The organism is Pseudomonas sp. QL9 (assembly GCF_041409665.1).
Lineage (GTDB): Bacteria > Pseudomonadota > Gammaproteobacteria > Pseudomonadales > Pseudomonadaceae > Pseudomonas > Pseudomonas knackmussii.
Window position 1 is genome coordinate 2,979,953 of the sequence record NZ_CP166971.1, and the last position, 20,318, is coordinate 3,000,270.

The following is a 20,318-nucleotide window of genomic DNA, read 5'->3' on the forward strand; positions in this document are numbered from 1 at the left end:
CCCCCTTTTCGAACCACCCAGGTGCGGGCGGGTGACGCAAAGCGCGCTTTATAGGCCTTTGTAACCGGCTTGTCATTCATTTCTGCATCCGAGCAGCGTTGTGCCCAGCATGTCCCAGAACGATCAAAGTCAACGTTTCCTTTTCGACAACTCCGACGTCCGCGGCGAGATGGTCGAGCTGGAGCGCAGTTACGCCGAGGTGCTGGCCAAGCATCCTTATCCGCAGCCGGTGGCCGAACTGCTCGGTGAGATGCTCGCCGCCGCGGCCCTGTTGTGCGGCACCCTGAAGTTCGACGGCCTGCTGATCCTCCAGGCGCGCTCCAGCGGCAGCGTGCCGCTGCTCATGATCGAGTGCTCCAGCGACCGCGAAGTGCGTGGCCTGGCCCGCTACGACGCGGAGTCGGTGAAGGACGGCGCGGGCCTGCACGAGCTGATGCCCGACGGCGTGCTGACCATGACCATCGACCCGAAGAACGGCCAGCGCTACCAGGGCATCGTGCCGTTGGAAGGCGCCAACCTCGCCGAGTGCCTGAGCGGCTACTTCGCCACCTCCGAGCAACTGCCGACCCGCTTCTGGCTCAATGCCGACAGCCGCCATGCCCGTGGCCTGCTGCTGCAGCAACTGCCGGCCGACCGCCTGAAGGACGCCGAGGCCCGCGAGGCCAGCTGGCAGCACGTCACCGCCCTGGCCGACACCCTCACCGCCGAGGAGCTGCTGGGCCTGGACAACGAAACGCTGCTGCACCGCCTGTACCACGAAGAGGACGTGCGCCTGTTCGACGGCCAGCCACTGGTGTTCCGCTGCAGCTGCTCGCGCGAGCGCTCGGCCAATGCGCTGGTCAGCCTGGGCCAGGACGACGCCGAACGCCTGCTGGGCGAGCTCGGCGGCGAGATCACCGTCGACTGCCAGTTCTGCAACCAGCGCTACCTGTTCGACGGCAACGACATCGCCCAACTGTTCGCCGGTGGCGGCAGCGCGGCGCCGTCAGAAACCCGCCATTGATCGCGGCTATCGGTTCGATAGCCGAACGCTTGGCGCGTGCAGCGGATCAGAGGCTGCACGATCCAGAATCTTTTCTGGCATAATCCCGCGACTTTTTTCCGCTGTAGTGGGAATCAGAAGTCACTACGCAATGTTTGGAGGACTCGGCTCCGGCCGATGGGGACCCACATGACGCAAGCCAATAAAGCCGTGTACACCGATATCAGCGTTGCCCAACTGGTCGAGGAAGCCATTCGCCGCGGCGAAGGTCGCCTGGCCGACAACGGCTCGCTGGTCGTGGAAACCGGCCACCGCACCGGCCGCTCGCCTGCCGACCGCTTCATCGTCGAAGAGCCCGGTAGCAAGGACTCCATCGCCTGGGGCGCGATCAACCGCCCGTTCCCGGCCGACAAGTTCGACGCCCTGTGGGCGCGTGTCGAAGCCTTCAACAACGCGCAGGAACATTTCGTTTCCCACGTGCATGTAGGTTCGGCTGCCGATCACTACCTGCCGGTCAAGATGACCACCGCCACCGCCTGGCAGAACCTGTTCGGCCGCGCGCTGTTCATCAACCCGGAAAGCTACAACCCGGCTGCTCGCCAGGAATGGCAAGTGCTGAACGTGGCCAACTTCGAGTGCGTGCCCGAGCGTGACGGCACCAACTCCGACGGCTGCGTGATCCTCAACTTCGCCCAGAAGAAAGTGCTGATCGCCGGCATGCGCTACGCCGGTGAAATGAAGAAGGCCATGTTCTCCGTGCAGAACTACCTGCTGCCGGAAAAAGACGTGCTGCCGATGCACTGCGCCGCCAACATCGGCGAAGCGGGCGACGTAACCCTGTTCTTCGGCCTGTCCGGCACCGGCAAGACCACCCTGTCGGCCGACGAAAGCCGTTACCTGATCGGTGACGACGAGCACGGTTGGGGCGAAGGCGTCGTCTTCAACATCGAAGGCGGCTGCTACGCCAAGTGCATCGACCTGTCCGAGAAGAACGAGCCGGTCATCTGGAAAGCCATCAAGTTCGGCGCCGTGCTGGAGAACGTGGTTCTCGATGCTGAGCGCACCCCGGACTACGCCGACGACCGCCTGACCCAGAACTCCCGCGCGGCCTACCCGCTGGAGCACGTCGAGAAGCGTTCGGAAGCCAACCTGGGCGGCGAGCCCAACGCGGTCATCTTCCTGACCTGCGACCTGACCGGCGTGCTGCCGCCCGTGTCGATCCTGAACAACGAGCAGGCTGCCTACCACTTCCTGTCCGGCTACACCGCGCTGGTCGGCTCCACCGAAATGGGTTCGGGCGGCGGCATCAAGTCGACCTTCTCCACCTGCTTCGGCGCGCCCTTCTTCCCGCGTCCGGCCGGCGTCTACGCCGAGCTGCTGATCAAGCGCATCAAGGCCTTCGGCTCCAAGGTGTACCTGGTCAACACCGGTTGGACCGGCGGTGGCTACGGCGTTGGCAAGCGCTTCAACATCCCGACCACCCGTGGCGTGATCGCTGCCATCCAGAGCGGTGCCCTGATCGGCGCCGAGACCGAGCACCTGGACATCATCAACCTGGACGTGCCGAAGGCCGTTCCGGGCGTCGAGACCAACCTGCTCAACCCGCGCAACACCTGGGCTGACAAGGCTGCCTACGACGAAGCCGCCAAGGGCCTGGCCAGCAAGTTCATCGAGAACTTCAAGAAGTTCGACGTGAGCGACGCCATCAAGAACGCCGGCCCGCAGCTGTAAGCGCGCCCGTTCTTGCGAAAGAGCCGCCTTCGGGCGGCTTTTTCATTGGCGCTGCGCTACCTGTAGGAGCGCCCCATGGGCGCGATTCGCGAGCATGGCCCGCTCCTACGCCGGTAGCGGGCTTTGCGTAGGAGCGAGCCCGCGCGTTAACCGGACCCGCGCTGTTCGCGAGCAAGCTCGCTCCTACAACGGTGGTCCCTAGGCTGGGTGGACGCCCATGTAACGGAGTTATCCACATGCACGACACCCTCGAACGCGTCTTCGGCTTCCGCCAGTTCCGCCCCGGCCAGGAGGCGGCGGTCAGCGCCGTGCTCGCCGGCCGCTCGGCGGCGGCGATCTTCCCCACCGGTTCCGGCAAGTCGCTGTGCTACCAGTTGCCGGCGCTGATGTTGCCGCACCTCACGCTGGTGGTTTCGCCACTGCTGGCGCTGATGCAGGACCAGCTGGCCTTCCTCGCCCGCCACGGCATCGCCGCGGCCAGCATCGACTCGGCCCAGAGCCGCGAGCAGGTGGCGCAGACCATGGCCCGCGCGCGCAGCGGCGAGTTGAAGGTGCTGATGATTTCGGTGGAACGCCTGAAGAACGAGCGCTTCCGCAACTTCATCGGCGAGGTGCCGATCTCTCTGCTGGTGGTCGATGAGGCGCACTGCATCTCCGAGTGGGGCCACAACTTCCGCCCCGACTACCTGAAGCTGCCGGACTACCAGAAGCAGTTCCGCATTCCCCAGGTGCTGCTGCTCACCGCCACCGCGACGCCGGCGGTGATCGCCGACATGCGTGCGAAGTTCGCGATCGCCGAGCAGGACGTGGTCACCACCGGCTTCTACCGCGCCAACCTCAACCTGCAGGTCGAGCCTGTCGCCAGCGCCGCCAAGCGCGCCCGTCTGGTCGACTGGCTGGGGCCGCGCGCGGGCCAGCCAAGCATCGTCTACGTCACCCAGCAGAAGACCGCCGAGGAAATCGCCGCGCACCTGTCCGAGCGCGGCGTCCCGGCTTGCGCCTACCACGCCGGCATGGACCACGCCGAGCGCGAGGCTATCCAGAAGCGCTTCATGGACGGCGGGCTGAACTGCATCGTGGCGACCATCGCCTTCGGCATGGGCATCGACAAGAGCGACATCCGCAACGTGGTGCACTTCGACCTGCCCAAGTCGGTGGAGAACTACAGCCAGGAGATCGGCCGCGCCGGGCGCGACGGCCAGCCCTCGGATTGCCTGGTGCTGGCCAATCGCGACAGCCTCAACGTGCTGGAGAACTTCGTCTACGGCGACACGCCCGAGCGCGAAGGCATCCGCAGCGTGCTGGAAGAGATTGCCCAGGCGCCAAATGGCCAGTGGGAGCTGATGCTGACGGCGCTGTCGGACCAGTCGAACATCCGCCAGCTGCCGCTCAAGACGCTGCTGGTGCAACTGGAGCTACGCGGCATAATCGCGCCGCGCTTCGCCTATTTCGCCGAATATCGCTTCAAGAACCTCATCGAGCCCGAGGCGCTGCTCAATCACTTCGAAGGCGAGCGGCGGCAATTCGTCGAGGCGATTCTCAGTTGCTCGGCGCGGGCGCGGACCTGGTCGACCCTGGACTTCGACACCCTCTACCAACACCACGGCGCCGAGCGCGCGCGGGTGGTGAAGGCGCTGGACTACTTCCAGGAACGCGGTTGGATCGAGCTGGAAAGCAAGCAGATGACCGAGGTCTACGCGGTGCTCGACGGCGGCTTCGATCCGGAAGTCCTGAGCGACGAGCTGTATAGCTACTTCAAGCGTCACGAAGGCAGCGAAATCGCGCGAATTGGCGCCATGTTGGCGCTATTCGCCAGCGACGAATGCCTCAGCCATCGACTCGCCCGCTATTTCGGTGACGAGCGCGCGCCGGAGCATTGCGGCCACTGCTCGGTCTGCGCCGGGCGCGTTGCTCGCCTGCCGGAGCCACCGGCCCTGCCAACGCTGGAGGGGCAGACGCTGCAGACCCGTTGTGCCGCTTTCCTCGACAAGTACCGTGGCGCGCGGGGTTCCTCGCCAAGCGCCGACTGCGTGACGCGCTTCCTCTGCGGTATCAGCGTGCCGGTCTTCACCCGCCTGCGGGCGCGCACGCTGCCGGGTTACGCGACGTTGGAGGACTACCCGTACGCCCAGGTGCGGGCGTGGGTGGAAGGGCAGCTCTAGTCGGCAGCCCAGACGAGCGCGGCCTGGCCCTTGGGCTCGTCGAGCTGCCAGAGCTCGCCGCGCTCGATGCGAAAGTGCGAGCCGTCCTTGCGGATGCGCGTGCCGGCATAGCCTTCGGCGAAGCCGCGCTCGCGCACCGAAGCGAGGATGGCGTCGCGGTCGGCCTGAGCGTCGGCATCGGCGCTCAGGCGCGACGGTAGGCCGATGAATTCTTCCTCGCGGTAGCCGAAGGCCTGGCGCGCTGCGGCGTTCACGTAGATGAAACGCGGGTCGGCCGAGGCGTCGTGGGCGAGCAGGGCGAAGGGCGCTGCCTCGTGCAGCCAGCGCAGGCGCCCGCTTTCCTCGCCTTCGAAGATGTCCGCGCCAATCCCTTTGCCGTGCAGGCGCTGGTAGGCGGCGTCGATCTGCTGCAGCAGTTGCTGGGCGGTGGACATGGCGGGCTCCAGGGGCAGACGAAGGGCGCCGGCATTGAGCCGCAGGGCGCGGCCGGGGTCAACCGGCAAGGTCGCGCAAGACTAAAGGTCGGCGGTGCGCGTGCGCTGCGCCTTGTAGGGTGTGGGGACGCGATTCGCTCCTAGACTCCCACTGGCGTTGCCTGCCCACTGGCCGAGGAAGCCCCATGTCTGTCGAACACCTGGATGTCCTTATCGTCGGCGCCGGCCTTTCCGGCATCGGCGCTGCCTACCACCTGATGAAGCACTGCCCGGGCAAGACCTTCGCCCTGCTCGAAGGCCGCGAGGCCATGGGCGGCACCTGGGACCTGTTCCGCTACCCCGGCATCCGCTCCGACTCGGACATGTACACCCTGGGCTACAACTTCAAGCCCTGGACCGACCCCAAGGCCATTGCCGACGGCCCCTCGATCCGCCAGTACATCGAGGAAACCGCGCGGGAAAACGGCATCGATCGCAAGATTCGCTACAGCCACCGCGTGCTCAAGGCCGACTGGTGCAGCGACAGCGCGCGCTGGAACCTGAGCGTGCAGCGCGGCGACGAGCCGGAGCCCGTACGCATGAGCGCGCAGTTCCTCCTCATGTGCACCGGCTATTACCGCTACGAGGCCGGCTTCACTCCCGAATTCAAAGGCCGCGAGAACTTCCGCGGGCAGGTCATCCACCCCCAGCTGTGGCCGCAGGACTTCGACTACAGCGACAAGCGCATCGTGGTGATCGGCAGCGGCGCCACCGCCGTGACCCTGGTGCCGTCGCTTACCGACAAGGCGCGCCACGTCACCATGCTGCAGCGCTCGCCGTCCTACGTGATCAGCCTGCCGCAGAAGGACCCGATCTCGAACTTCCTGCGCCGCTTCCTCCCCGAGACCTGGGTCTACCGCCAGGCGCGCACGCGCAACGTGGCCATGCAGATGGTCTTCTTCATGCTCTCCAAGGCCTTCCCGAACCTGGTGCGCAAGGCGCTGCTGGGCCTGGCGAAGTACCAGCTGGGCAAGGGCTTCGACATGCGCCACTTCAGCCCGCGCTACAAACCGTGGGACGAGCGCGTGTGCTGCGTGCCGGACGGCGACCTGTTCAAGGCGCTGCGCAAGGGCAAGGCTTCGGTGGTCACCGAGCACATCGACAGCTTCTGCGAGAAGGGCATCCGCCTGAAGTCCGGCGAGGTGCTGGAAGCGGACGTCATCGTCACCGCCACCGGCCTCGATCTGGTGATGTTCGGCGGCGCCGAGCTGTCCGTGGACGGCAAGCCGTTCCAGGTCAACCAGAGCATGGGCTACCGCGGCATCATGCTGCGCGACCTGCCCAACCTGGCCGCCGTGGTCGGCTACACCAACGCCAGCTGGACCCTGAAGGCCGACCTTTCCAGCGAATACTTCTGCCGCCTGATCAACCACCTCGACGCCATCGGCATGCGCCAGTGCACGCCGCGCGCCGGGGTCGGAGAAGTGAAGGAAGAACCCTTCCTCAACCTGCAGTCCGGCTACATCCAGCGCGCCGCGGACAAGATGCCTAAGCAGGGTGACCGCACCCCCTGGAAGCTCTACCAGAACTACGCCCTGGACCTGGCGCTGCTGCGCCACGGCAAGGTCGAGGACGGCTACCTGGTGTTCTCCGGGCCACGGGATGCCTACAGCGAAAGTGCCGGCCTGGCGCCATTGGAGGGCTGAGGATCGCGTCTGTCGATGGTTCGCATCAGGAAATACGCCTGAACACGCGACCTAGAGCGGTTTACCATTGCGGCCTTTTGCGCAGCCATCGACAGGAGTTCCTCAATGCATATCGACGAAGCCATCCGCAGCCGCCGCGCGGTGAAGGGCTACGACCCGGCCTTCAGCCTCAGCCGCGAGGAGAAGGACGAGCTGCTGCAGCTGGCCATGCTGGCGCCCTCGGCGTTCAACCTGCAGCACGTGCGCCTGGTCGAAGTCAGCGACCCGCAGCTGCGCGCGCACATCCGTGAAGTCGCCTGGGGCCAGGCCCAGGTCACCGACGCTTCGATGCTGGTGGTGATCTGCGCCCAGCTCGACAGCTGGGAAAAGAACGCCGCCCGCGTATGGGAAGGCGCGCCGCAGGAAGTGCAGGACTACATGGCTGGCGCCATCGACAACTACTACCGCGGCAAGCCGCAGGTGCAGCGCGACGAAACCATGCGTAGCTGCGGCCTGATGGCGCAGACCCTGATGCTCGCCGCGCGCGGCAAGGGCCTGGACTCCTGCCCCATGGACGGCTTCGATTTCGACGCCGTGGCCAAGCTGATCAACCTGCCGGAAAACCACGTCATCGGCCTGATGGTCGCGGTCGGCAAGCAGACCGTGGCGCCCAAGCCGCGCGTGGGCAAGCTGAGCCTGGACGAAGTGGTGATTCGCGACCGTTTCTGACGGTTGCCGGTTACACGGAAAACGCGCCTTCGGGCGCGTTTTTTGTTTCTTGAGCGAGCTTGCTCGCGAATGGCCTCGCCTCGTGGCTGCGTAGGATGCGGTTGAGCGAAGCGAAACCCATGCCGCATGGGTTTCGTGCCTCAACCCATCCTACGGTTTTGAGCATGACCACGGAGATGGGGGTGGCGGCGCCGCCTCGACGATTCGCTCGACCAGCCACTGCAACGCCACGTCGCGCTCGCGCTGGGCGAGGTACACCAGCTCCAGGTGGAACTGGCCGACGTCGAAGGGTAGCTCCAGCACCTGCAGCGGCAGCAGGCAGGCGAAGTGTTCGGCCAGGCGTGTCGGCAGCACAGTGAGCAGGTCGCTGGCGGCCACCAGATGCGCGGCCTGCAGGTAGTTCGGCGTGACGTAGGCGATCTGCCGTTTCAGCCCCTGGCTGGCCAGCCACTGGTCGACCATGCCCTTGGTCTGGCCGCCGGACACCCAGAGGTGGCGCTGGGTGAGGAAGGTCGGCAAGTCGATCGGCCCGCGAACCTGCGGATGCCCTCGGCGGGCCAGCAGGCGCAACGTCTCGTGGGCCCAGGTGCGGCGCTGGAAGCGTGCCGGGATGTCCTCGAAGCGCCCCAGCACCAGGTCCAGGTCGCCCTTGTCCAGCGCCTCGACCGGCAGGCTCGGCGTCAAATGGCGCACGTCCAGCGCCATCCCGGGCGCCTCCGTGCCCAGGCGCTGCAGCAGTGTCGGCATGCACACGAGTTCGGCGTAATCGGTCAGCGCCAACGTGAAGCGCTGGCGGCTGCGCGCCGCGTCGAAGCTTTCGCCACCGCTGAGGCTCTGCTGGATGCGCTGCAATGCCTCGCGGATTGGTGCCTCCAGCTCCAGCGCGCGGGCGGTCGGCTGCATGGCGCGACCGACGCGCACCAGCAGCGGGTCGTCGAGTAGCTCGCGCAGACGGTTCAGGGCGTTGCTTACCGCCGGCTGGCTGAGCGCCAGGCGTTCCGCCGCGCGGGAAACGCTGCGTTCGCGCAGCAGGGCGTCGAGCACGCGGAGCAGGTTCAGGTCGAAGGTGTTCGTATTCATCAGCCGAATACTGCGCATCACAAGACTAAATTTCAAAAATAATTGGATCTTTCCTAAGGTGTCTGACGATTTTTCGCTCAAGCGCCCGCTCGCAGAACAAGAGGAAGACCATGAGCCAGATCCCTCCAATTCGCACTGCCGCCGTGATCGGCGCCGGCACCATGGGCCGCGGCATCGTCATGTGCCTGGCCAACGCCGGCGTGCAGGTGCAATGGCTGGACAACAACCCGCAGATGCTCCTGCAGGCCCAGGGCGCGGTGGCCGACACCTACGCCCACAACGTGCGCCAGGGGCGCATCGACGAAGCCGAAGCGGCCGCGCGCCGTGCACGGATCTCGCCGGCAGAGAACTACGCGGCGATCCGCGAGGTGGACCTGGTGATCGAGGCGGTCTACGAGAACCTCGAACTCAAGCAGGCGATCTTCCGCGAGCTGGACGCGGCGCTGAAGCCCTCGGCCATCCTCGCCAGCAACACCTCCTACCTCGATGTCGATGCCATCGCGGCGGTGACCAAGCGTCCGTCGCAAGTGCTCGGCCTGCACTTCTTCAGCCCGGCGCACATCATGAAGCTGCTGGAGATCGTGCGCGGCGCGAAGACCGCGCCCGCTGTGCTCGACGCAGCGCTGGAGCTGGGCAAGCGCATGGGCAAGGTGAGCGTCGTCGCAGGCAACTGCCACGGTTTCATCGGCAACCGCATGCTGGAGAAGTACGTACAGGAATCGCGCCGGCTGATCCTCGAAGGCTCGCTGCCCTACCAGGTGGACGCGGCCATCCAGGGCTTCGGCTTCGCCATGGGCCCGTTCCGCATGTTCGACGTGGTCGGCATCGACCTCGAATGGCGCGCCCGCGAGCTGGCCGGCAAGGGCCAGGACGCGCCGACCGTGCAGGTCGACAACCGCCTGTGCGAGATGGGCCGCTTCGGCCAGAAGAGCGGCAACGGCTTCTACCACTACGAGCCGGGCAGCCGCCAGGCCGAGCATGATCCTGAGGTCGATGCGCTGGTGCTGCGCGAGTCCGAGCGGCTGGGCTACGTGCGCCGCGATATCGGCCCCGAGGAAATCCTCGAGCGCTGCCTGCTGGCGCTGGTCAACGAGGGCGCGAAGATCCTCGACGAAGGCATCGCCTCGCGCAGCGCCGACATCGACACCGTCTACCTCAACGGCTACGGCTTCCCCGCCGACAAGGGCGGCCCCATGGCTTGGGCCGATGCCCAGGGCCTGCAAGGCGTGCTGGCACGCCTGCGTGACCTCGCCGGGCAGCATGGCGCGCATTGGCAGCCGGCCGCGCTGATCGAGCGCCTGGCCGCCGCCGGCCAGCGCTTCGCCGACGTACAAAAGGAGCATTGATCGTGAGTTACCAGGCACCTCTGCGCGACATGCGCTTCGTCATCCACGAGCTGTTCGACGCCGCCGGCCACTGCGAGCTGCTGGGCAACGGCCTCGACCGCGAGCTGATCGACGGCGTGCTGGAAGAAGGCGCGCGCTATACCGGCGAAGTCGTCGCGCCGCTGAACCGCAACAGCGACGAGCAGGGCGCGACCCTGCACGACGGCGAAGTCACCACGCCCGACGGTTTCCGCGAGGCCTACAGGCAGTACTGCGACAACGGCTGGGCGAGCATGACCGGGCCGGTCGAGTTTGGTGGCCAGGGCTTCCCGCAACTGGTCGCGGCGAATTTCCACGAGATGCTGATGGCCGCCTCGCTGTCCTTCCGCGTCTATTCCGGCCTGACCGAGGGTGCCGTGCTGGCGCTGTACAAACACGGCAGCGCCGAATTGCAGCGCGATTACCTGGCGAAGATGGTCAGCGGCGTGTGGACCGGCACCATGTGCCTCACCGAACCGCAGGCCGGCACCGATCTCGCGCTGCTGCGCACCCGCGCCGAGCCGCAGGCCGATGGCAGCTACCAGGTCAGCGGCAGCAAGATCTTCATCAGCGGCGGCGAACAGGACCTCTCGGAAAACATCGTCCACCTGGTGCTGGCGCGCCTGCCGGACGCCCCGGCCGGGGTGAAGGGCATCAGCCTGTTCCTCGTGCCGAAATTCATCGCCAACCCCGACGGCACGCCCGGCGCGCGCAACGCGCTGAGCTGCGGCGCCATCGAGCACAAGATGGGCATCAAGGGCGCTTCCACCTGCGTGATGAACTTCGACGGCGCCACCGGCTGGCTGCTCGGCAACGCCAACCAGGGCCTGGCCTGCATGTTCACCATGATGAACGACGCGCGCTTCCAGGTCGGCCTGCAGGGCCTGGGCATCGCCGAGCGCAGCTTCCAGGGCGCCCTGGCCTATGCCCGCGAGCGCCTGCAATCGCGCGCGCTGACCGGCCCCGCGCAGCCGCAGAAGCCCGCCGATCCGATCATCGTCCACCCTGACGTGCGTCGGATGCTGCTGACGCAGAAGACCCTCACCGAAGGCAGCCGCATGCTCGCCGCGCTCTGCGCCCGCGAGCTGGACCTGGAGCACGGCCATCCCGATGCGGAGGCGCGCAAGGCTGCGTCCAAGCGCGCGGCGCTGCTGATCCCCTTCGTGAAGTCCTTCCTCACTGACATGGGCCAGGAAGTGGCCAGCCTCGGCGTGCAGGTCTACGGCGGCCATGGCTTCATCCGCGAATGGGGCATGGAGCAGCTGATGCGCGACAGCCGCATCACGCAGATCTACGAAGGCACCAACGGCATCCAGGCGCTCGACCTGATCCGCCGCAAGCTGCTGGGCGACGGCGGCGCCGAACTGACGGCGCTGATCGGCGAACTGGCCGCCGTGGCGGAAACCCAGGCTGCGCAACCGGCCCTGGCCGGCATGGCCGAGACGCTTCGCCAGCGCCTGCTGGAGTGGCGCGTGCTCACCGCCGAGGTGATCGCCGCCTGCCAGCGCGACCCGCAGGAGATTGGCGCGGTGTCGGTGGACTTCCTGCAGTACTCCGCCTACGTACTGCTCGGCGGGCTCTGGCTGCAGGCTGCCGGCGTGGCCCAGAAGGCACTGGATGCGGGGAGCGGCGAGGCCGACTTCTACCGCGCCAAGCTGGCCAGCGCCGACTTCTACCTCCGTCGCATCCTGCCGCGCGCGAGCATGCACCGCGAGGCCCTGCTGGGCGGCGCCGGTTGTCTGATGGCGCTGGACGAGGCGCACTTCGCCTTCTGAGGATGGAAAGAAAAATCGCCGCTCCGGGAAACCGGGGCGGCGTTCTTATTTGTGCGGTGCAAGGTTTCCTAAGAGGCGCTAGCATCGCTAATAGGGTTCTATGGTGCCTTGAATAGTGCTTTTACGAGTACTATATTTGGTGTCTTAATGTTCTGCCTACTCTACAGGCAGTACTGGATTCGGGCCAAGGATGGTTCACCACACCGGGCCGCATGACGCGGCAGGAGAATGAAATGGCACACGCTATGTTGGCTGACGTTGCGGCCTCCATCACTGAGCTGAAGAAAGACCCCATGGGGACGGTAGGGGCCGGTATGGGCCACGCTGTTGCGATCCTCAACCGCAATGAGCCGGTGTTCTATGTCGTTCCTGCGGATGAGTACGAGCGGATGGTCGAGTTGCTTGACGACATCTACCTGGGGCGCCTCGCAGATGAGCGTGCGGATGAATCGACGGTGACGGTAACCCTGGATGACCTCAAGGACTGGTGACGCAGAGAAGCACTACGAGCTCCGATTCAAGGCCTCGGCCAAGAAAGAATGGGACAAGCTCATTGGTCCCGTGAAACAACAGCTACATGCCAAGCTGGCCGAGCGGCTGAAGAACCCGCGGGTGGAGTCGGCCAAGCTACACGGCCAGGACCAGAAGGACCGCTACAAGATCAAATTGCGGTCATCTGGTTATCGGCTGGTCTATCAGGTCTACGACGACATCGTGGTCGTTGAGGTCATCGCGGTAGGCAAGCGCGAACGCGGCAGCGTCTACGAGAACGCTCGGAAGCGCTGAACGGAAGAGGCCGCTGTCCAGCGGCCTTTGGAATCTCCGCTCTCAGGCCAGTTCCCACACCTCGAAGGAGTAGGCCGGGGTTTCCGCCGTCGGCTCGTGGTCGATGCTCGAGGCCAGGCGCCAGCGGGTGGCTTCCACTTCGGGGAAGTGCGCGTCGCCTGCCGGGCTCAGCGCCACGCGGGTCAGGTACAGGCGCTCGGCCTGCGGCAGGGCTTCGCCGTAGAGCTGTGCGCCGCCGATCAGCATCAGTTCCTCGGCTTCCTCTTCGCGGGCCCAGGCGTCGGCGCGTTCCAGCGCGGCGTCCAGGCTGGTGAAGACTTCCGCGCCTTCCAGCTGCAAATCGGCCTGGCGGCTGACCACCAGGTTGAGCCGGCCCGGCAGCGGGCGGCCGAGGGAGTCCCAGGTCTTGCGGCCCATGATCACCGGCTTGCCCAGGGTCATCGCCTTGAAGTGCTTGAGGTCGGCCGGCAGGTGCCAGGGCAGGCGATTGTCGACGCCGATCACGCGGTTTTCGGCGAGGGCGGCGATCATGGCCAGCGGCAGGCGGGAAGGGGCTTGGGACATCGTGGCTCCACTCTCGGTTTCAGGGGCGTGGGTTCAAGGTGATCCGACGGCGGCAGAGGATACCAGCCGGGCGGAGGTGGTGTCGTTGCTGTACGGCGGAACGCGCATGAAGAAGGTGCCGTCCTCGTTGACCTGGGTGATGCCGGTGGACAGCACCTTGCGGTAGTCCTTGAGGTTGAACACCAGCGTCTGGCCGGGCTGCTCGGCCTTGAGCAGTACCTGCGCGTAGGTGATGAGGATCTCGAAGATCTTCAAGTCGCCCGACTGCAGCCAGACGTACGACGGCCCGGCCTGGGTCGGTGGCTCGAAGCGCGGCGCGGGGCTGCCGGCCGGTCGGGCGAAGCGCAGGTGCAGGCCCTTGTCGTCGAGCCAGGCGGCGTCGACATGGCCGTCGATGCCCACCAGTGGGAACACCTGGTGGTAGTTCAGGCGCATGGCGTTGTCGCGCAGCAGGGCGCCGGGGCGCTCCAGTCTGACCAGCGAATCCAGGTGCAGCCCGACCAGGCTCATGGCGCCGTAGGCCGGTACGCCAAGGACCTTCACCTGGTCCGGCTGGTAGAGGACTTCGTCGCCCTCCAGCTTCACCCCGCCGGACAGCCGCAGCGGCAGCCAGGGGCCGATGCCCAGCGGCTGCACTTCGCCGCTGACCAGCAGACGGTCGCCATCCAGGCTCATGCTGAAGTTGCGCAGCATGCTCTGTGGATAAGCCAGGATGCGCTGGTTGAACAGGTTGGCCAGCTGCTGCGGGTTGAGGATCACCTCGCCTTCGCTGACTTCGATGCGCATGTCCTGCGGGCGGTCGAAGTCCACCGGCTCGCCGGCCTTGAGCGGCACCAGCCAGCCTTTCAGCTCGGGGCTGTGGAAGCCGATGCCGCCTTCGAAATACATGTCCACGTCGTGCAGCAGCAAGCCGACGCCGTCTTGGCCGGAGTCGCGCATGCCGCCGGGGCGGGTGGCGGCGTGCTCGGCGTCCGGCGGGGTCTGCTGGAACCAGCCCTGGCGCAGCAGGTGCAGCTCCGTTTGCTGGCGCTCGATGGCGCTCTGCGCCTGCGCGAAAAGAGGCAGGGCGAGGAGCAGGGGCAGGAGGCGCTTCATAGGGCTTTCTCCTCGGGCGCGGGCGCCTTAACCGGCGATACGGCGATGTGCACCATGCCGTCCTGGCGCAGGCGAATCTCGCCGTACTGCAACTGGCGGCGGTAGTCGTAGAGGTTGAACAGCAGCGGCTGCTCGGGGCTCAGGCTGGTGAACAGCGCATAGGCCTTGACCAGGATGGTGCGCGCCATCTTGATGTCGCCGCCCTGGATGAACATGTAGCTCTCCGGCGCGTTCAGCTGTGGCCATTGCAGGCTGGCCAGGTCGTCGCCGAGCAGCAGGTCCATGCCGCCGTCGGCCAGCTTCAGGCTGCGCACGGCGAACTCCAGGCGCGGCGGCGGGAACAGGCCGTCGAGGTCCACCAGGATGCGGTTGCCGGTCAGTTGCATGTGCGCGGTGTGCAGTTGCAACACCTCGGACATTTCGATGGAGGCGGCCTCGAGCGAGGGCGTGACGTCGATGCCGTCGACGAAGATTCGCTTGGGCACCAGCGCCACCTTCAGCGGCCCGGCCTGCTCGATCCCGGTGAGCATCCGCAGTGGCCGCCAGCGCCCCTTGCGCAACAGCTCGCCGCGCACTTCCTGGCCATCCTTGCGGGTGCTCAGCACCAGGTTGCGTACCGGTGCATTGGCGTTGCGCAGTTCCTCGTTGAGCAGGGTGGCGAGGGTGGCGTCGGCGACGAAGATGTCGCCGGCCTGGATGCGCGCGACCATCGCCTTGGGATCGTCGAGCAGCAGCGGCGTGCCCTTCGGCCCGTTGGAGCTCATGCGGATCAGCATGCGGCGAATGAAGAAGCCGATGTCGTCGTGGATGCGGAAGTCGGTATGGCTTATCCACAGCTTCGATTCGTCGCTGTCGGAGGCGCGCTGGCCGACCGTCGCGTCCAGCTTGCGCAGCGGCACCGCCTGCATCAGCGGGGTGTCGGGGCCCCAGTCGGAGGGGCGCACCGGCGGTGTTTCGACGGCTGCGGCGGTACCGCAGGCGAGCAGCAGGAGCAGGGCGCAAGGCAGGATGCGCGGCATGGCGGGCCTCGTTGTTCTTATTCTGGCGAGTCTTCGCACCCTATACCTGCGCAGGCGCCGGGTAAGCCCCTCCTTGGTTGGGTCGCGGCGGGCCGGTGTTACCCCGCCGGGCGGACGAGTGGCGGTGCAGGGGTTATGCTTGCCGGCCAGGAACCCGCATCGGAGACCCCGTGAGCGACAGCGCCCCATCCTCCCCCTTCGATCGACTCTGGCTGTGCGAGGCCGTGCGCCTGCGCGAGGAGCAGGCCGGCCCGCTGGAAGACGCCGAGGCCAACCGCCGCGCCATCGCCGCCGGCGGCGAGCTGCCCCGGCGCATCGAATCCCGCGCCCTCTGGCTGGCCGCCCGCGACCAGCTCGACAGCGCCCTGCGCCTGTGGAAACAGGGCGCGCAGCTGGCCTTCTACCTGCTCGTGGTCCTCGCCCTGCTCAGCGGTGGCGGCCTCGCCCTGGCCGCGCTCGGCGACGGCCAGCGTCCGGTCAATGTGTTCTGGGCCCTGGCGAGCCTGCTCGGCCTGGACCTGCTGATGCTGCTCGGCTGGGCCTGCGGTTTTGCCCTTGGCGGCGGCGAGGCGGCCGGCGCGCTCGGGCGACTGTGGCTATGGCTGAGCGGCAAGTTCGCGCGCGATGCCCAGGCCGCGCAGCTGGCGCCGGCGCTGCTGGTGCTGCTCGGCCGCCAGCGCCTGACCCGCTGGGTGCTCGGCATGCTGGTCCACGGCCTCTGGCTGCTGGCCCTCGGCGCCGCGCTGGTGGTGCTGTTGGCGATGCTGTCGACGCGGCGCTATGGCTTCGTCTGGGAGACCACCATCCTCGGCGGCGACACCTTCGTCTTCCTCACCCACGGCCTCGGCACGTTGCCGGCGCTGCTCGGCTTCCCGCTGCCGGACAGCGAGCTGGTGCGCGCCAGCGGCGATGCCCTGGTGGCCAGCGAAGCGGCGCGGCACGCCTGGGCCGGCTGGCTGGTGGGCATCCTGCTGGTCTATGGCCTGCTGCCGCGCCTGGTGCTCTGGCTGGTCTGCCTGTGGCGTTGGCGCAGTGGTCGCGCGGCGTTGCGCCTGGACCTCTCGCTGCCCGGCTACAGCCTGCTGCGCGAACGCCTGCTGCCGAGCAGCGAGCGACTGGGTGTGAACGACGCCGCTCCCGCCAATCTGGTCGAGCCGCAGGCGCAGAACCCCGCTGCCAGTGCCGAGGGCGCGCTGCTGGTGGCCATCGAACTGGATGACAGCCAAGCCTGGCCGCCGAAGCTGCCGGCCGGAGTAGCCGATGCCGGCGTACTCGACGACGGTGCGCAACGCCGCCGCCTGCTGGAGCAACTGACCCGCTACCCGCCGGCGCGCCTGGCCATCGCCTGCGACCCGCGGCGCTCTCCCGACCGCGGCACCCTGGCGCTGATCGCCGAGCTGTCGCGCTGCGCCGGCGCCACCCGCGTCTGGCTGCTGCAGCCGCCGGCTGGCGCTGCGCTGGACAGCGATCGCCTGGCCGACTGGCACGCGGCCATCGACAAACTCGGCCTGCGGCACAGCGGCGCGTCCCTGCTGGGTTGGCTGGAGAGCGGTCATGACTGAGCCCCTCAAGCTGGCCGTGGTCGGCCACACCAACGTCGGCAAGACCTCGCTGCTGCGCACCCTGACCCGCGATGTCGGCTTCGGCGAGGTTTCCCATCGACCCAGCACCACACGCCACGTCGAGGGCGCGCGGCTGTCGGTGGACGGCCAGGCGCTGCTGGAGCTGTACGACACCCCCGGTCTGGAAGACGCCATCGCCCTGCGCGATTACCTCGATGCTCTGGAGCGTCCCGGCGAACGTCTCGACGGTCCGGAGAAGCTGCACCGTTTCCTCGACGGCAGCGAAGCGCGCGGGCGTTTCGAGCAGGAGGCCAAGGTGCTGCGCCAGTTGCTCGCGTCCGATGCCGGGCTCTATGTGATCGATGCCCGCGAGCCGGTGCTTGCCAAATACCGCGACGAATTGGCGGTGCTCGCTGGCTGCGCGCGGCCGTTGCTGCCGGTGCTGAACTTCGTCGCCGCCAGTGAGCATCGCGAGGAGCAGTGGCGTGAAGCGCTGTCGCGACTCGGCCTGCACGCGCTGGTGCGCTTCGACAGCGTGGCGCCGCCGCTGGACGGCGAGCGCCGGCTCTACGAAAGCCTGGCCCTGCTGCTGGAGAAGTCGCGACCGCAGCTGGAGCGCCTGATCGACGACCACGAGGCCCAGGCCGCGGCCCGCCGCGAGGCCGGCGCGCGACTGATCGCCGAACTGCTGCTGGATGTGGCCGCCTGCCGCGACCTGGTACCCGGCGATGCCGAGGCGATCAGCCAGGCCACCGAGGCACTGCGCGACCGCGTGCGCAAGCGCGAGGAAGCCTGCGTGCAGGCGCTATTGCGGCTGTACGCGTTCCGCAAGGACGACGCCCGCGCCGCCGACCTGCCGCTGCTCGACGGTCGCTGGGGCGACGACCTGTTCAATCCGGAAACCCTGCGCCAGCTCGGCGTGCGCCTGGGCGGCGGCGTGGCAGCTGGTGCCGCTGCGGGCGCCGGCATCGACCTGCTGGTGGGTGGCCTGACCCTGGGCGCGGCCACCGCTCTCGGTGCATTGGCCGGCGGCGCCTGGCAGACCTTCGGTCACTACGGCCAGCGGTTGATGGGCAAACTGAAAGGGCAGCGCGAACTCTCGGTGGACGACAGCGTGCTGCGCCTGCTCGCCCTGCGTCAGCGCCAGTTGCTGGCGGCGCTGCAGGAGCGCGGGCACGCGGCGATGGAAGCGATCCGCGTGGCATCACCGGAGGACAAGCAGTGGCGCGAGGGCAAGCTGCCGGACGCCTTGCGCAAGGCGCGCGCGCATCCGGAGTGGTCGGCGCTCAATGGCCACAAGCGCGTGGAGAAGAGCGAGCGCCAGGAGCAGGTGGCGTTGCTGGCGGAGCAACTTCTGGAGCCTTGACCCTGTGTAGGAGCGCGCCATGCGCGCGAATCGCGGCCATGGGCCGCTCCTACAGGGTGATCATCTCCACCTCGGCACGTCCTTCACTGATCGTCAGGATCGCCAGCGAGATCGGCAGCTTGAACCGGCGCGGCCCGGCGCTGCCCGGATTGAGGTAGCGAACGCCATCGCGCACTTCGTCCAGCGGCTTGTGCGAATGCCCAGCCAGCACCAGGTCGAAGCCTTCGGCGCGTGGGTCGATGGCGAGCTGCTTGAGGTCGTGGATCAGGTATAGACGCAGCCCGCCGAATTCCAGGCAGAGGGTTTCCGGCAGTGCTTCGGCCCAGGCGTCGGTGTCGTTGTTGCCGCGCACCACATGCAGCGGCGCCAGCTGGCGCAGGGCTTCGAGGATCTCCGCCTTGCCGATGTCGCCCAGATGCAGCAGGTGATCGCAGCCGCGCAACCGCTCCAGCGCTTCGGGCCGGAGCAGGTTGTGGGTGTCGGCGATCACGCCGATGCGCAGGGGTGGTTTCGCGGTCATGCAGTCAGCCGAATACAGCCATCATCCAGGGGGCGCCGAGGGCCAGCAGCGTGAGCAGGAAGAGCGCGCCGAAGATCGTCCCCAGCCGCCAGTAGTCCGCGCTCGGCAGGTAGCCGCTGCCGTAGTACACCGGGCTCGGCCCGGTGCCGTAGGGAGTGATGATACCCATCAGGCCGAGGGATGTGCCGAGCAGCAGGGCGAACACCTGCAGGTCGATGCCGGGAATGCCCATGCCGGCGGCGAGGATCACCGGCAGCAGCGCCGTGGTGTGCGCCGTGGAGCTGGCGAACAGGTAGTGCGCCAGGTAGAACACGCTGACCAGCACCAGCATGGCCGTGGTGGGGCTGAGGCCGCTCATGTGGGTGGCCACCAGTTGGCCGAACCAGCTGACGAAGCCGACCTTGCTCAGGCCGCCGGCCAGCGCCACCAGGGTGGCGAACCAGGCGAAGGTGTTCCAGGCGGCGCGGTTGCCAAGCACGTCGTCCCAGGTCACCACGCCGGTCAGCAGCATCGCCACCAGCACCAGGATGCCGACCAGCGCCGGGTCGAGCCAGGCGGCGGCGAAGACCCAGGCCGCCAGCGCGGCGAGCACCAGCACCAGCAGGATGATTTCCTTGCGCGACAGCGGGCCGAGGGTGCGCAGCTCTTCGGCGGCCCAGGCCGGGACCTTGTCGTTGCGCTTGATCTGCGGCGGGTACAGCCAGTAGGCGAGCAGCGGCAGCAAGGCGAGCAGGAGGAAGCCCAGGGGCGCGAAGGCGACGAACCAGTTCCACCAGCTCAGGTGCACGTGCGCGGTCTTTTCCACCAGCGCGGCGGCCAGCAAGTTGGGCGCCAGGGCAGTGAGGAACATCGAGCTGGTCACGCAGGTGGAGGCGATGCCGACCCACATGATGTAGGAGCCGATCTTCCGCGCGCTCGGGTCGTTCGGCCGCGAGTCGTACAGCGGCGGCAGGTTGCTGATCACCGGGAACACGGTGCCGCCGCTGCGCGCGGTGTTCGACGGGGTGAAGGGCGCCAGGGCGAGGTCGGCGAGCATCACCGCGTAACCCAGGCTCAGGGTTCGTCGGCCCATGGCTTTCACCAGCAGCAGGGCGATGCGTCGGCCGAGGCCCGTGCGCTCGTAGCCGAGGGCGAACATGAAGGCGGCGAAGATCAGCCACACGGTGCTGTTGGAGAAGCCCGTCAGCGCCCAGGCGAGCGCCTCGGTGGCGGGCTTGAAACCGGGGCTCGCCAGTTGCTCGGGGCTGAACAGCACCCAGGGCGCGAGCGCGGCGACCACGGCGATGCCGATCAGGCCTAGCACCGCGCCGGGCAGCGGTTCGAGGATCAGCCCGAGCACTACGCCAGCGAAGATCGCGAAGAAGTACCAGGCGTGCGGCGCCAGTCCGGCGGGCGCCGGGATGGCCGCCAGGGCCAGCGCGAGCAGCGCCGGGAGGAGGTGGTTCCAGGAGAGTTTCATGATGCGTCCTGAAGAATGAGCGAACC

The 20,318-nt window shown here is 67.4% G+C and carries 18 protein-coding genes; 11 read left to right on the forward strand and 7 right to left on the reverse strand.

Translation table 11 applies throughout. The features are described from left to right. The first annotated feature begins 109 nt into the window (after window positions 1-109). From hslO to ACA097_RS14100, 3 genes are all read left to right on the forward strand, one after another. Window positions 110-1,003 (forward strand): Hsp33 family molecular chaperone HslO, encoded by an 894-nt coding sequence (hslO, locus tag ACA097_RS14090; RefSeq protein ID WP_043256249.1) that lies wholly within the window; start codon window positions 110-112, stop codon window positions 1,001-1,003. Window positions 1,004-1,171: 168 nt separating this feature from the next. Continuing rightward, window positions 1,172-2,713 (forward strand): phosphoenolpyruvate carboxykinase, encoded by a 1,542-nt coding sequence (locus ACA097_RS14095; protein ID WP_371370445.1) that lies wholly within the window; start codon window positions 1,172-1,174, stop codon window positions 2,711-2,713. Window positions 2,714-2,949: 236 nt separating this feature from the next. Further along, a complete protein-coding gene (locus ACA097_RS14100; RefSeq protein WP_371370446.1) occupies window positions 2,950-4,875 on the forward strand; it encodes an ATP-dependent DNA helicase RecQ in 1,926 nt (641 codons plus the stop codon). Here the strand turns inward: ACA097_RS14100 and ACA097_RS14105 are convergent. Continuing rightward, window positions 4,872-5,309 (reverse strand): MEKHLA domain-containing protein, encoded by a 438-nt coding sequence (locus ACA097_RS14105; RefSeq protein WP_371370447.1) that lies wholly within the window; start codon window positions 5,307-5,309, stop codon window positions 4,872-4,874. The genes ACA097_RS14100 and ACA097_RS14105 overlap by 4 nt on opposite strands. A gap of 185 nt (window positions 5,310-5,494) precedes the next feature. Here ACA097_RS14105 and ACA097_RS14110 point away from each other — a divergent pair, with 185 nt between their 5' ends. Continuing rightward, a complete protein-coding gene (locus ACA097_RS14110; RefSeq protein WP_371370448.1) occupies window positions 5,495-6,994 on the forward strand; it encodes a flavin-containing monooxygenase in 1,500 nt (499 codons plus the stop codon). 105 nt (window positions 6,995-7,099) lie between these two features. Then, window positions 7,100-7,702, forward strand: a complete 603-nt coding sequence (locus ACA097_RS14115) for a nitroreductase family protein (RefSeq protein WP_371370449.1) — start codon at window positions 7,100-7,102, stop codon at window positions 7,700-7,702. Window positions 7,703-7,852: 150 nt separating this feature from the next. Here ACA097_RS14115 and ACA097_RS14120 read toward each other — a convergent pair whose 3' ends face one another. Next, window positions 7,853-8,782, reverse strand: coding sequence for a LysR family transcriptional regulator (locus ACA097_RS14120; protein ID WP_371370450.1), 930 nt, complete (start codon window positions 8,780-8,782; stop codon window positions 7,853-7,855). Window positions 8,783-8,892: 110 nt separating this feature from the next. Between ACA097_RS14120 and ACA097_RS14125 the strand changes: the two genes are divergently transcribed. The 4 genes from ACA097_RS14125 (at window position 8,893) to ACA097_RS14140 (ending at window position 12,707) form a co-directional block, all read left to right on the forward strand. Further along, window positions 8,893-10,128, forward strand: coding sequence for a 3-hydroxyacyl-CoA dehydrogenase NAD-binding domain-containing protein (locus ACA097_RS14125; RefSeq protein WP_371370452.1), 1,236 nt, complete (start codon window positions 8,893-8,895; stop codon window positions 10,126-10,128). Between the two features lie 2 nt (window positions 10,129-10,130). Next, complete coding sequence (locus ACA097_RS14130) at window positions 10,131-11,921, forward strand: acyl-CoA dehydrogenase C-terminal domain-containing protein (protein ID WP_371370453.1); 1,791 nt, start codon at window positions 10,131-10,133, stop codon at window positions 11,919-11,921. Between the two features lie 233 nt (window positions 11,922-12,154). Beyond that, window positions 12,155-12,412, forward strand: a complete 258-nt coding sequence (locus ACA097_RS14135; RefSeq protein WP_043256234.1) for a type II toxin-antitoxin system Phd/YefM family antitoxin — start codon at window positions 12,155-12,157, stop codon at window positions 12,410-12,412. Next, on the forward strand, window positions 12,393-12,707 hold the full coding sequence (locus tag ACA097_RS14140) for a type II toxin-antitoxin system RelE/ParE family toxin (protein WP_043256233.1): 315 nt from the start codon (window positions 12,393-12,395) through the stop codon (window positions 12,705-12,707). The genes ACA097_RS14135 and ACA097_RS14140 overlap by 20 nt, the downstream gene beginning before the upstream one ends. A gap of 42 nt (window positions 12,708-12,749) precedes the next feature. Here ACA097_RS14140 and ACA097_RS14145 read toward each other — a convergent pair whose 3' ends face one another. From ACA097_RS14145 to ACA097_RS14155, 3 genes are read right to left on the reverse strand one after another with little or no spacing between them, the layout of a single operon-like run. After that, the gene (locus tag ACA097_RS14145) at window positions 12,750-13,271 is read right to left on the reverse strand and encodes a dihydrofolate reductase (RefSeq protein ID WP_043256231.1); all 522 of its coding nucleotides are present in this window, start codon (window positions 13,269-13,271) and stop codon (window positions 12,750-12,752) included. Between the two features lie 33 nt (window positions 13,272-13,304). Beyond that, on the reverse strand, window positions 13,305-14,366 hold the full coding sequence (locus tag ACA097_RS14150; protein ID WP_371370454.1) for a hypothetical protein: 1,062 nt from the start codon (window positions 14,364-14,366) through the stop codon (window positions 13,305-13,307). Beyond that, window positions 14,363-15,385 carry a hypothetical protein gene (locus ACA097_RS14155; protein WP_371370455.1) on the reverse strand — a complete coding sequence of 341 codons (1,023 nt, stop codon included), beginning with the start codon at window positions 15,383-15,385 and terminating at the stop codon, window positions 14,363-14,365. The genes ACA097_RS14150 and ACA097_RS14155 overlap by 4 nt, the downstream gene beginning before the upstream one ends. Window positions 15,386-15,555: 170 nt before the next feature. On the opposite strand from ACA097_RS14155, the gene ACA097_RS14160 reads away from it, so the two are divergent. Continuing rightward, window positions 15,556-16,947 carry a DUF2868 domain-containing protein gene (locus tag ACA097_RS14160; RefSeq protein WP_371370456.1) on the forward strand — a complete coding sequence of 464 codons (1,392 nt, stop codon included), beginning with the start codon at window positions 15,556-15,558 and terminating at the stop codon, window positions 16,945-16,947. Beyond that, complete coding sequence (locus tag ACA097_RS14165) at window positions 16,940-18,313, forward strand: GTPase/DUF3482 domain-containing protein (RefSeq protein ID WP_371370457.1); 1,374 nt, start codon at window positions 16,940-16,942, stop codon at window positions 18,311-18,313. Before ACA097_RS14160 ends, ACA097_RS14165 begins: the two co-directional genes overlap by 8 nt. Window positions 18,314-18,362: 49 nt before the next feature. Here ACA097_RS14165 and ACA097_RS14170 read toward each other — a convergent pair whose 3' ends face one another. After that, the gene (locus ACA097_RS14170; protein WP_371370458.1) at window positions 18,363-18,833 is read right to left on the reverse strand and encodes a metallophosphoesterase family protein; all 471 of its coding nucleotides are present in this window, start codon (window positions 18,831-18,833) and stop codon (window positions 18,363-18,365) included. Between the two features lie 4 nt (window positions 18,834-18,837). Continuing rightward, window positions 18,838-20,292, reverse strand: a complete 1,455-nt coding sequence (locus ACA097_RS14175) for a DASS family sodium-coupled anion symporter (RefSeq protein WP_371370459.1) — start codon at window positions 20,290-20,292, stop codon at window positions 18,838-18,840. Window positions 20,293-20,318 lie beyond the last annotated feature (26 nt).